Genomic DNA, 12,724 nt, shown 5'->3' on the forward strand with positions numbered 1-12,724 from the left:
CGCGTACTCTAACCTGGCTGAGCTACGCCCCGAATTGAGTGACAAATATAATTGATGTATTGTTACTCACAAAATGTAATGAGATAAATTAACTCTGCAATTTCATCCATCCATAGACATTATCATAGTAATCAAGTTGGTTTTTAATAAAGAAAAAATTCCTTATATAAGGGAGGTGTATTATTTAAAATTTTACAAATCCATTTTTTGTCTTATCAATCGATTTTTTCTGATTGTCATCGATCGGTTTTCAATTGCTCTATTTAAGAAATTGTGTAATCATTTTTGCCGAATATGCATATTTGAGAGATTTAAATATGTAATAAAAAAAAACAATTATTGGCAATTATATAAAAATGGGTAAATATACCTATTGACTGGTATTGTATTAATTATTAGCTGTCAATCAGCTTAAAATGTCAAAAGAGCATTTGGCAAAATGCATAGTTTTTATGAAAAAAAGAATAATCAAAATTTCTTTCTTGTGATATTGGCATTTTATTGGCGGTCTTAAATATGTTTTAGAATATTTTACGCGAATTTTTGATGATTTTTTCCAGATATTAAATAAATCGATTAATATCCTGAAATACAGATATGTAAGGGTAATGTATTGTAATGAAGATTGATATTCAAACGTTTACGAAGCTAGAATGCTGTTTTTAAACAGTTTCTTATCTACAATGAAAGTATTTATATTCGTCCATCAATATTGAAATAATTCTTTAAAAAGAGTCGAGTTTAAAACTGACACTTTATTAATTGATGTGAAGATGAATTATTCAATTAGAAGGATAAGGATTAAAAAATTGAATAGCAATTGAAGTATATATAGAAATTCCATGAGATTTTCTTAGCAAATTACTTGAAAATAAATATAAAGATGAAGGTATCTGAAAAGTTAGATCTCTTAAAAAAGAAAAGAGAAGAAGTTAAAATGATGGGCGGTGAAGCTCGTGTTGCTAAGCAGCATGAAAAGGGAAAGCTTTCCGCACGAGAGAGAATAGACTTGCTTTTTGATGAGGGAAGTTTTAGAGAATTGGATATGTTTGTGGAACACCGTTGTACAAACTTTGGCTTCGAAACAACAGAAATTCCTGCTGATGGAGTTATTATTGGCCATGGTTTAGTGAATGGACGCACAGTATTTGCTTACTCTCAGGATTTTACTTCTCGAGGAGGATCTTTAGGTGAAATGCACGCAGCAAAAATCTGCAAAGTAATGGATTTGGCTGTAAGTGCAGGAGCTCCTATTGTAGGGCTTAACGATTCTGGTGGAGCACGTGTAGAAGAAGGTGTTGATGCTTTGAAAGGTTACGGTGAAGTATTTATGCGTAACTCAAGAGCTTCTGGTGTAATTCCTCAGATTTCTGCTATTATGGGTCCTTGTGCTGGTGGAGCAGTATATTCTCCAGCTATGACTGACTTTGTATACATGGTTAAAAAGCAAAGTCACATGTTTATTACATCTCCATATGTAATTAAAACAGTAACAGGTGAAGAAACTACTTTTGAAGAACTTGGTGGAGCTATGGCACACAATACCAAAAGTGGTAATGCACATTTTGCTTGTGATACAGATGAAGAAACTATCGAAGCTATTCGTGATCTTTTAAGTTACTTACCTAATAATAATTTAGAGGAAACTCCTCTAATGCCAATGGGCGACGATCCTCAGCGTGTATGTGAGGAATTGGATACTATCATTCCTGATGATCCTAAAACACCTTACGATATGAAGGCTGTAATTGAATCAGTTCTTGATCAAGGTGAATTCTACGAGGTACACGAATACTATGCAGAGAATGCAATTATCGGTTTCGGTCGAATTGATAACCAATCAGTGGGTATTATTGCAAACCAGCCGTTAATTCAGGCAGGATGTTTGGATATTGATGCTTCTGATAAAATTTCTCGCTTCGTTCGTACTTGTGATGCTTTTAATATTCCTATGGTAACATTTGTGGATGTTCCAGGATACCTTCCAGGTGTTCAGCAAGAGCTAGGTGGTATTATTCGCCATGGAGCAAAACTACTTTGGAGTTATGCTGAGGCTACCGTACCTAAATTTACAGTTGTTACTCGTAAGGATTATGGTGGGGCTTATTTGGCAATGTGTTCTAAGCCATTGGGTGCAGATATGGTATTTGCATGGCCAACTGCTGAAATTGCAGTAATGGGTGCTAAAGGTGCTGTTGAGGTGATTTCTACCTACAAAAAGGAAATTGCTGCTGCTGATGATAAGCAAGCTAAAACTGATGAGAAGATTAAGGAGTACGAAGATGCATTTAATGTACCGTACTTGGCAGCTCAGCGCGGATATATTGATGACGTAATTCTTCCTAGCGAAACTCGTGCAAGATTAGTTGATGCATTGAGAGCGATGAAGACAAAAGCTGAAGTTTTACCAGCTAAGAAGCACGGAAATATTCCATTGTAAGAAAGACTTTGATAAAAATTAATTATTAATACCGAATAATTATGACACGAGAAGAAAAGATTAAAAAAGCAGTACTTGTAGCGGTTGCTCACTACATTGAGGAAGAGAAAGCAGAAGCATTAAAGCTTGAAAATTCAATTAATGGTTCTTGGTCGCGTACTGGCGTTAAAATGATGATGTCAAAACGTAAGATTGTACAGCTTCGCGGTCGAAGTCTAAAAAGTGCGTAATTCTATTTTCCCTTTGTGGAAAATGTATTAATTAAAAAAAAAGATAAAAAGATGATATACGATAAGCATGGGGTCTTACAAATGACCGAACTGAACTTTGACAAAGACCGTCCAAAGGCAGAAAATCCAATTAAAATTAATGATGTAAGTTTGCGTGACGGACACCAGTCACTATTTGCTACTCGCGGTCGTACAGAAGATATGTTGCCTGTTGCAGAGATGATTGATGATGCAGGTTATAACGCTGTTGAAACCTGGGGGGGAGCTACTTTTGATACTATGCACCGTTTCTTGGGTGAAGATCCATGGGAGCGTCTAAGAGTATTGAAGAAGCACATGCCTAAAACTCCATTTTCAATGCTTCTTCGTGGGCAGAATGTGGTAGGATACCGTAACTATGCTGATGATGTAGTAAGAGCTTTCGTTCAGCGTTCTATTGATAACGGTATGGATATTTTCCGTTGTTTCGATGCTTTGAACGACTTCAGAAACTTCGAAACAGCTGCTAAGGTTATCAAAGACAACAAAAAACATTTACAAGGTGTTGTGTGTTATACTTTGAACCAACCTCGTTTAGGTGGTGAAGTATACAACATGGAATACTATATCAATAAAGTAAAAGATTTGATCGAGTTTGGTGTAGATTCTATCTGTATTAAGGATATGGCTGGTTTGATCGCACCTTACGATATCTATAACTTGGTACGTGAAATCAAGAAGTTTACAGATACACCAATTAACTTGCATACTCACTTTACTTCAGGTATGGGTGACTTGGCAATTTTCAAAGCAATTGAAGCTGGTGTTGATATTGTTGATACTTGTATCGGACCTTACGCATACCGTACTTCACATGCTGCTGTTGAGCCATTAATTATGTCTTTATTGGGAACTAACCGTGATTCAGGAATGGACATTAATAAGATTAATGCAATTGCTGAAGAGATGGAGAAATACATCCCTAAATATAAGCACTTAGATAATAATCCTAAGTATGCTACAACTGATATCAACGTATTGTTGCACCAAACTCCAGGAGGAATGCTTTCTAACTTGGTGAATCAGTTGAAAGCAATGGATGCATTGGATAAACTTCCTGAAGTATTCCGTTTGCTTCCTAAAGTACGTAAGCAATTAGGTAATATTCCATTGGTTACTCCTACATCTCAAATTGTTGGTGTACAAACAGTAAACAATGTATTGTTCGATTCTTACGAAGGAGAATATGCACAGATTACAAAAGAGGTAAAAGACCTTTGCTACGGATTGTATGGTAAAACTACTCATCCAATCGATCCTGAAGTTCAGAAGAAAGCATTGAAGGATTACCCAAGAGGTGAGGAGCCTATTACAGCTCGTCCAGGTTCTATCCTTGAGCCAGAAATGGAAGGTGTTAAGGCAGAATTTGGAGATCTTGCAAAAGATATCGATGATGAAGTATTGTGCGCACTTTACCCGGTAACTGGAAAACGCTTCTTGAAATGGAAGTATGGTTTGGAAGAAGTTCCAGCTGATGTGAAAGCCAAAACAATGGCAGAAGTTGAGAAAGAGCAAGAGTTGATCAGAAAAGCGCTTTCTGGAGAATTGACTTCTAAAGGAAAAGGTAATGGTCGTGAGCTTGAGGTTACAGTTGATGGTGAAACCTTTACTGTTGAAATCAATGATCCAAACGGACCAGCGGCACCTCAATTCAAAGGTCGTAAGAAAAAAGAAGCTTCCGTTGACGAAACAGCTACAGGTAGCGTTGTTGCACCAATCCCAGGTATGATTGTTGAATGCAAAGTTAAAGTTGGCGATGAAGTTAAAATAGGAGATACATTAGTAGTACTTGAAGCTATGAAGATGATGAACAATCTTGATGCTAAAGCGGAAGGTATTGTAAAAGAGATTAAATGTGACTCTGGCGATTCTGTTGCTAAAGGAGATTTACTTTTAGTAGTAGAGCCAAAAGCCTAATGACTATTTAATTATTGAGTTTTTATGCCCCCCTGAAGATATTCAGGGGGTATTTTTTTGTCCTTTTGTAAACGTTTGGGTGGATTTCTATGTGTTTAATAATTTGAGAAAAAGAACAATAAAGATCATTAGATAAAATTGATTCTGTGATTTAATCTTTCTATTGATGAATACAGTTAATTATCTGGATATTTTTGTAGATTTGCTTGTCCAAATATTATTTAGAAACAGAATAGTTAAACATACATGGAATTTAAATCAATGAACCTAAGCGAAAATACACCTGTTATCCCTGAAGGTGATGTCGAGAAAGTTAAATGTTTAATCGTTGGTTCGGGACCAGCTGGTTATACTGCGGCAATTTATGCTGCTAGGGCAAATTTAAATCCTGTTGTGATTGAAGGTCTTCAACCAGGTGGTCAGTTGACAACTACTACTGAAGTGGATAATTTTCCAGGCTACCCGCAAGGTGTTACAGGGCCTGATATGATGGCAGATTTAAAGAAACAAGCAGAGCGATTTGGTACAGATTGTCGTTGGGGCTTGGTTACAGCTGTTGATTTTTCAGTATATCCACACAAAGTTGTGGTTGATGAGAAAAAGGTAATCGAAGCTGAATCTGTGATCTTGGCGACAGGGGCTACTGCAAAATATCTTGGCTTCCCAACAGAAGAAAAATATATGGGTTCTGGTGTTTCGGCTTGTGCTACCTGTGATGGTTTTTTCTACAGAGGAAAAGATGTAGCTGTAGTGGGTGGTGGAGATACTGCAGCTGAGGAGGCTACTTATCTTGCTGGATTGTGTAAAAAAGTATATTTAATTGTTCGTAAGCCATTTTTAAGAGCTTCAAAGGCAATGCAAGATCGTGTTTTTAAAACAGAGAATATCGAGGTTTATTCGAGCACAATACCAAGGAATTGTATGGTGATGGAGTGGTAGAAGGAGCGAAGCTTATTAAGAGAATGGGAGAGGCTGATGAAACAGAAGTAGATATCAAAATTGATGGATTCTTCGTTGCGATTGGTCACACGCCAAACTCGAAAGTATTTGCTGATTACTTAAAGACAGATGATCAGGGATATGTAATTACAGAGCCAGATTCAACCAAAACAAATGTCCCTGGTGTATTTGCTTCAGGAGACTTAAAAGATCCTCATTATCGTCAGGCCATTACATCTGCAGGCTCAGGTTGTATGGCTGCTATGGATGCTGAGAGATTTTTAGCTGAAAGAGAATAAGCTTATTTTGATAATATAGTATAAGGCCCGACTTGTAAAAGTTGGGCTTTTTTAATACCACTGAGTGTTATGATTTTTGGGAAGGATTCCCCAGCTAGCAAGGAAAGGAAATAGTTCGATCAAAGGGGTGATAATTCTTCTAGATAGTTTCGTATGTATCTCGTTAATAGGGATAAAAAAAACGACATCCTTTCGAATGTCGTTTTAATATCATTGTAATAGTAAGATTACTGCTTGAATACATCAGCAAATTTATCTTTACTATATTTTCCTTCTTTCAATTTCTGAGCTACATCTTTAAATGCATTAACAGTGTACTCAACATCTTCAAGAGAGTGCATTGCAGTTGGAATCAAACGAAGTAACAACTGTCCTTTTGGAATTACTGGGTAAACTACGATAGAACAGAAAATGTTATAATTTTCTCTTAAGTCCATAGTAACCTGAGTTCCTTCAGCTACACTACCAGAAAGATAAACTGGAGTTACTGGAGATTCAGTTACACCAATATCTAAACCAGCTTCTTTTAAACCAGTTTGTAGAGTATTTGTAACAGACCAAAGCTTTTCGCGAAGTTCTGGCATAGTTCTCAACATTTCTAAACGTTTCAATGAACCTTCAACGATAGGCATTGGAAGAGATTTCGCAAAAATTTGAGATCTCATAGTGTATCTTAGGTAAGTGCCAACTTCTTCATCACATGCAATGAATGCACCGATACCAGCCATAGCTTTAGCGAAAGTACTAAAGTGAAGGTCAACTTTGTCTTCAACACCGAAGTGTTCGATAGCACCAGCACCATTTTTACCCATTACACCGAAACCATGAGCATCATCAACCAATAGGCGGAAATTGAAATCATCTTTCAAAGCACAGATTTCATCCAACTTACCTAGGTCACCTGCCATACCAAATACACCTTCAGTAATAACAAGGATACCACCACCAGTTTTTTCAACCCATTTGGTAGCACGCTCTAATTCTTTACGAAGATTATCCATATCGTTGTGTGGATAAACGAAACGCTTACCAGGGTGAAGTCTAAGACCATCCATGATACAAGCGTGAGATTCAGAGTCGTAAACAATTACATCATGACGACCAACAAGGGCATCGATAATTGAAACCATACCTTGGTAACCGAAGTTCAAAAGAAAAGCATCTGGTTTTCCTACGAATTCAGCAAGTTTTGATTCTAATTCTTCGTGGAGACTAGTTTGTCCCGACATCATACGAGCACCCATTGGGTATGCCAATCCCCATTTTTCAGCTGCTTCTGCGTCAGCTTTTCTAATTTCCGGGTGATTTGCCAAACCAATATAGTTGTTCAAACTCCATGTTAACACCTCTTTCCCACGAAACTTCATTCTTGAGTTAATTTCACCTTCCAATTTAGGGAAAGCAAAATATCCATGAGCTTGTTTTGCGTATTGTCCGATATTCCCTTTTTGGGTTTTAATTTTGTCAAAAATATCCACGATTTATGCTTTTTTGAGTTATTTTCTATGTAACTGTGCAAAAGTAATCTTTTTTGGATTCAAAGCAATAAATTATAAAGAATTGTATAATATACACCTGAAAGTGTGCTATATTTCATATGAAAACTTTATCTTTGCAAAATGCAAAAAAATATAGTAGCAAGGCCTATGAGAAAAATTGTCTTACTGTTCGTGCTTTTCGCCTTCGTTTTGGGAGGATGTAGCGAGTATCAAAAATTGCTGAAAAGTTCCGATAACTCTCTTAAATACAAAAAAGCTGTAGAATATTATAATTCGGAAGATTATGCAAAAGCAGCCACTTTGTTTGAAGAATTGCTTCCTATTTACAGAGGAACAAGTAAAGCAGAAACCATAAGTTATTACATTGCATATTGCTCTTATGGGCAAGGGGATAACATTGGTGCTGGATATTTTTTTAGAAACTTTTTGAAAACATTTCCTGATAGTCCATATTCGGAGGAATGTTTATATATGAGTGCATATTGTTACTATAGGGAATCACCAAAACCGAGATTGGATCAGACACCAACGCAGGATGCTATAGATGCATTTCAGTTGTATATTAACCGATATCCAAACTCAACTAGGATTCCTAAGTGTAACGAATATATAGATGAAATGCAGGATAAACTGGTTTTTAAGTCTTATTTGAGTGCAAGAAACTATTACGATAGAGAGAGGTATCCTTCGGCAATTATTGCACTTCAAAATAGTCTTAAAGATTATCCTGGATCGTCACACAGAGAAGATTTAATGTTTATGCTTTTAGAATCAAAGCATCAGTTGGCTTTTAAGAGTATACCTTCTAAACAACGTGAAAGATACAACAATGCAAAAGAGGAATATTATGCATTTGTTGATGAATACCCTGAAAGTAAGTACATGAAACGTGCTGAAAAAATGCTAGATAATATCGAAGCATATTTAAGTAAGTTTAATATAAATAATTAAAATAGATCTAATTCTTACACAGTATGGATTACAAAAAAACAAATGCAGCAAGTTCTACAGTTACTCGCAATATGAACGAATTGAGCAAAGAAGTGGGTAATGTTTATGAATCTGTAATGATCATGGCAAAAAGATCAAATCAGATTGCTGTTGAGCTGAAAAGTGAGCTGAATAAGAAATTGCAGGAATTTGCTTCTTATACAGATAACTTGGAAGAGGTATTTGAAAACCGTGAACAAATTGAAATCTCGAAATACTATGAGAGATTACCAAAACCTACATTGATTGCGGTTGAGGAATTCATTAATGGAGAAATCTATTACAGAAATCCTTCTAAAGAGCAAAAATCAGAAGACTAATTAGTAATAATGGTCAAGTTCCCTTTTGAATAAAAAGGGAACTTTTTATTTTTTAGAAATAGTTTATGTTAAAGGATAAAAATATAATTTTAGGTATTACTGCAAGTATTGCAGCATATAAAGCTGCCACATTGGTTCGTTTACTTGTAAAGGAGGGGGCTAATGTCAAGGTGATCATGACTCCATATGCGAAAGAGTTCATCTCACCAGTAACCATGGCTACTTTATCTAAGAATACGGTATTGTCTGATTTTTTTAAGCATGATGATGGCTCGTGGAATAGTCATGTTGATTTGGGGCTTTGGGCGGATGTGATGGTGATTGCACCTACTACTGCAAATACAATGGCTAAAATGGCACATGGCATTTGTGATAACTTACTTCTTACAACTTATTTGTCTGCCAAATGTCCTGTTGTTCATGCTCCTGCTATGGATTTGGATATGTTTAAACATCCAGCAACCCTACGTAATATGGATATTCTTAGATCATATGGCGATACATTTATTGAGCCATCAAGTGGAGAATTGGCAAGTGGATTGTATGGAAAAGGAAGAATGGAAGAGCCTGAAATTATTGTTCAGAAATTAAGTCAATTTCTGGAAGATAAAAAAAAAAGCTAAGTGATAAAAAGATATTAATCACTACCGGCCCTACTTACGAGAAAATTGATCCAGTTAGGTTCATTGGTAATTTCTCATCAGGGAAAATGGGCTTTGCCATTGCCGAAGAACTTGCTGAGAACGGCGCAAATGTCGTTTTGGTGAGTGGGCCAACTGCTTTAAAAACAAAGCATCCAAATATCAAAAGAATTGATGTTATTACTGCAGAGGAGATGTATCAGGCATCAATTAGCAATTATCCCGATTGCAATGGTGGGATTATGACGGCAGCAGTAGCCGATTTTACTCCGCTAAATCCTGAAGATAGAAAAGTGAAACGTGGAAAAGAGAACTATTCTATCGAACTAACACCTACCAAAGATATTGCTGCATCTTTAGGAAAAATCAAAACTAAAGATCAATTTCTTATTGGTTTTGCACTTGAAACCAACGATGAGGAATTTAATGCAAAATTAAAACTGGAAAAGAAGAATTTAGATTTTATTGTGCTCAACTCTTTAAATGATACAGGAGCAGGTTTTCAGCATGATACGAATAAAATTTCGATTATCGACAGCAATGGTTCAACCAAAAAATTTGAATTAAAGCCTAAAGCAGAAGTTGCCAAAGATATCTTGGCGGAATTAATTCAGTTTTATGAGAAATAAGTTGGCATCTGTTTCGTTATAATTTTTAACTTTAGCTGTGAACTTTTGATATATAACTATGCGCAAATTCTTCCTAGTATTATTTATTACACTGTTTTCAATTCCTCTGTTTTCGCAAGAATTCAGATGTAATGTTCAAGTGGTAAGTCAGAAAATTCAAGGTACCAATAAGCAGGTGTTTAGAACCATGCAAACGGCTATTAACGAGTTTATGAATGCCCGAAGATGGACAAATCATGTTTACAGTTACGATGAGAGAATTGAATGTACTTTCATGTTCAATTTGACTGAACAAATTTCGGCAGATGAATTTCGTGGTAGTTTACAGGTTCAAGCAAGCAGACCCGTTTATAACTCTTCCTATAATACAGTGATGCTAAATTTTAAAGACGACGATGTCCAGTTTAAGTATGTTGAGTATCAGACTCTGGATTTTAACGAAACAGTTACGCCATCCGAATTAACAGGTCTTTTGGCTTACTATGCCTATCTTATTTTAGGTTTGGATTACGATACATTTGCAATGGATGGAGGGGCACCATATTTTGCTAAAGCGGAGACCATCGTAGGTAAAATGCAGAATTCAAATACTACAGGTTGGAAAGCATATGAAAGTAGGGATAATAGATATTGGTTAATTGAGAACATCCTTAACAATGCATACAGCCCGGTTCGTGAATGTTTGTATCGATACCACAGGTTGGGTTTAGATCGTATGTCTGATCACTTGACCGAAGCGAGAGCGGAAATTGCAGAAAGTTTAAGACTGCTGCAAAAAGCATATCGAGCAAAACCAGGAGCCTTTATTCTAACCATATTTTTCGATGCTAAGGCTGACGAACTGGTAAATATCTTTAGTGAATCATTTACTGATGAGAAAAAAAGGGTCTATAATATTCTTAGTGAAATAGATCCGGCTAATATTAAAAAGTACAAAAAAATTATAGGACAAAAATAGGCGAGGATTTTGATTTGGTTTTTCTCTATTCCTTATTTTTGCTGCAAATAATAATTTAGTTTGAGACTATGCTTCAATCAATATCTATACAAAACTATGCTTTAATTAATCAGCTGGAAATTGATTTCTCGGATGGTTTTTCTGTAATAACTGGGGAAACGGGATCGGGAAAATCCATTTTGCTTGGCGCTTTATCTTTGGTATTAGGTCAAAGATCCGAAGGAAATGTACTAAAGGATAAAGAGAAGAAGTGTGTTATTGAATGCTCATTCTATATTGAAAAGTACAACTTGCAAGAGTTTTTCGAAAAGAATGAATTGGATTACGAAAAAGAGGCCATTGTTCGCCGTGAGATTTTGCCTAGTGGGAAAACACGTGCTTTTGTAAATGATACTCCTGTAAGCTTGAAAACTTTGAAGGAGCTAGGAGTGTGTTTGGTAGATATACACAGTCAGAACCAAAATCTTGTTTTAGGAAGTTTTGAATATCAGGTAGGTATTGTTGATACCTATGCTCAGAATGCAGCGCTACTTGCAAAATATCAGTTATCCTTCAAGAAATATCAAGATCTAAAGAAAGAGCTGAAAAATCAGGAAGAGATAGCTGCTAAGGAAAAGGCTGATCTGGATTACTTTCAATTTCAATTGGAGCAGCTCAACGAGGCCAATCTTGTTGAAGGGGAGCAGAAAGATATGGAGGAGGAGTTAGAAACTCTAAATCATGCTGAGGAAATAAAATCAGGCCTGTATCAGGCATATGGCTTTTTGTCGGAAGGTGAATCATCTGTGATTTCTCAAATAAAGGAAGCCAGAAGTGCAATTTCTAAAATTCAAGGAGTATTTACTGAGGCAGATTCTTATTTTGAAAGATTGGATAGTTCATTGATAGAATTGCAAGATCTGTCTCAAGAGTTGGACCGAAGTAATGAATTGGTGGAATTCGATAACGGGAGAATCGACTTTTTGAACCAACGTTTGGATACAATTTACTCTTTGCAACAAAAACATCGTGTCGATTCTGTAGAAGAATTGATGCAAATTAGAGATGACCTGGAAGGAAAAGTTGGGAAAATTGAATCAAGCGATGAATTAATTGAAGATTTGAAGGAACAATTGACAGCGCAAAAAATAGAATTGCAGAAAGCTGCTGATAATCTATCAAATAGCAGGAATAAAGTGATTCCAAAAATGGAAAAAACGATTGTCAGCCAGCTTGTATTACTCGGAATTCCTAACGCTAATTTTAGAGTGCAAATTAGCAATAGCGAAGAATTTCAGCAATTAGGAGCCGATAAAGTGACCTTTTTGTTTAGTGCCAATAAGAATGGTAGTTTAGAGGAAGTACAGCGAGTTGCTTCGGGAGGGGAGTTATCTCGATTGATGTTGAGTATTAAGTATTTGATCTCTTCTTCAACAGCTTTGCCTTCTATTGTTTTCGATGAAATTGATACAGGTGTATCGGGTGAAATTGCCGACAAAATGGGCTCAATGATGAATCAAATGGCGGAAAATATTCAGGTAATAAGCATCACACACCTGCCTCAAATAGCTGGAAAAGGAAAATATCATTACAAGGTTTATAAAGCCGACGATGAGCACGAAACCTATTCAAATATTGTACTTCTGGATAAACAAAGCCGTATAGAAGAGCTAGCCAAGATGCTAAGTGGAACAGATCTTACAAAAGCGGCGTTGGAAAATGCTAAAGTGCTATTAAATAGCTAGATATTCAATTGAGATTTTAATTAAAGAATTTATTCAGTCTTAATTAATAGGCTTGTTTAGAATCATTATAAGAATTAATGGTTATCTTTACACCCTGAA

Annotated in this window: 12 protein-coding genes; 11 read left to right on the forward strand and 1 reads right to left on the reverse strand. The window is 36.1% G+C overall.

The genetic code is table 11. The annotated features are described in order from the left end of the window. Positions 1-883 precede the first annotated feature (883 nt). The 5 genes from JCM15579_RS15405 (at position 884) to JCM15579_RS22020 (ending at position 5,864) form a co-directional block, all read left to right on the forward strand. Positions 884-2,440 (forward strand): acyl-CoA carboxylase subunit beta, encoded by a 1,557-nt coding sequence (locus JCM15579_RS15405; RefSeq protein ID WP_054721387.1) that lies wholly within the window; start codon positions 884-886, stop codon positions 2,438-2,440. A gap of 41 nt (positions 2,441-2,481) precedes the next feature. After that, positions 2,482-2,670 carry a hypothetical protein gene (locus JCM15579_RS15410; RefSeq protein ID WP_054721389.1) on the forward strand — a complete coding sequence of 63 codons (189 nt, stop codon included), beginning with the start codon at positions 2,482-2,484 and terminating at the stop codon, positions 2,668-2,670. A gap of 51 nt (positions 2,671-2,721) precedes the next feature. Then, complete coding sequence (locus JCM15579_RS15415) at positions 2,722-4,626, forward strand: pyruvate carboxylase subunit B (RefSeq protein ID WP_054721467.1); 1,905 nt, start codon at positions 2,722-2,724, stop codon at positions 4,624-4,626. 246 nt (positions 4,627-4,872) lie between these two features. Next, positions 4,873-5,565, forward strand: coding sequence for an NAD(P)/FAD-dependent oxidoreductase (locus JCM15579_RS15420; RefSeq protein ID WP_262493527.1), 693 nt, complete (start codon positions 4,873-4,875; stop codon positions 5,563-5,565). Continuing rightward, positions 5,544-5,864, forward strand: coding sequence for an NAD(P)/FAD-dependent oxidoreductase (locus JCM15579_RS22020; protein ID WP_262493528.1), 321 nt, complete (start codon positions 5,544-5,546; stop codon positions 5,862-5,864). Before JCM15579_RS15420 ends, JCM15579_RS22020 begins: the two co-directional genes overlap by 22 nt. Positions 5,865-6,091: 227 nt before the next feature. Here the strand turns inward: JCM15579_RS22020 and JCM15579_RS15425 are convergent, their stop codons facing one another. Continuing rightward, entirely contained in the window at positions 6,092-7,342 is a 1,251-nt protein-coding gene (locus JCM15579_RS15425) for an aminotransferase class I/II-fold pyridoxal phosphate-dependent enzyme (RefSeq protein ID WP_054721391.1), read from the reverse strand. A gap of 168 nt (positions 7,343-7,510) precedes the next feature. Here JCM15579_RS15425 and JCM15579_RS15430 point away from each other — a divergent pair, with 168 nt between their 5' ends. From JCM15579_RS15430 to recN, 6 genes are all read left to right on the forward strand, one after another. Further along, positions 7,511-8,314 (forward strand): outer membrane protein assembly factor BamD, encoded by an 804-nt coding sequence (locus JCM15579_RS15430; protein WP_054721393.1) that lies wholly within the window; start codon positions 7,511-7,513, stop codon positions 8,312-8,314. A 23-nt stretch (positions 8,315-8,337) separates the two neighbouring features. Continuing rightward, positions 8,338-8,673 (forward strand): DNA-directed RNA polymerase subunit omega, encoded by a 336-nt coding sequence (locus tag JCM15579_RS15435; protein ID WP_054721395.1) that lies wholly within the window; start codon positions 8,338-8,340, stop codon positions 8,671-8,673. A gap of 65 nt (positions 8,674-8,738) precedes the next feature. Beyond that, positions 8,739-9,296 carry a flavoprotein gene (locus tag JCM15579_RS21600; protein WP_245625938.1) on the forward strand — a complete coding sequence of 186 codons (558 nt, stop codon included), beginning with the start codon at positions 8,739-8,741 and terminating at the stop codon, positions 9,294-9,296. Between the two features lie 44 nt (positions 9,297-9,340). Beyond that, on the forward strand, positions 9,341-9,943 hold the full coding sequence (locus JCM15579_RS21605) for a phosphopantothenoylcysteine decarboxylase domain-containing protein (protein ID WP_245625940.1): 603 nt from the start codon (positions 9,341-9,343) through the stop codon (positions 9,941-9,943). A 58-nt stretch (positions 9,944-10,001) separates the two neighbouring features. Then, positions 10,002-10,901 (forward strand): type IX secretion system protein PorD, encoded by a 900-nt coding sequence (gene porD / locus JCM15579_RS15445; protein WP_054721397.1) that lies wholly within the window; start codon positions 10,002-10,004, stop codon positions 10,899-10,901. Positions 10,902-10,969: 68 nt separating this feature from the next. Continuing rightward, positions 10,970-12,625 (forward strand): DNA repair protein RecN, encoded by a 1,656-nt coding sequence (recN, locus tag JCM15579_RS15450; RefSeq protein WP_054721399.1) that lies wholly within the window; start codon positions 10,970-10,972, stop codon positions 12,623-12,625. Positions 12,626-12,724 lie beyond the last annotated feature (99 nt).

The organism is Marinifilum fragile JCM 15579, from assembly GCF_001310955.1.
Classification (GTDB): domain Bacteria; phylum Bacteroidota; class Bacteroidia; order Bacteroidales; family Marinifilaceae; genus Marinifilum; species Marinifilum fragile.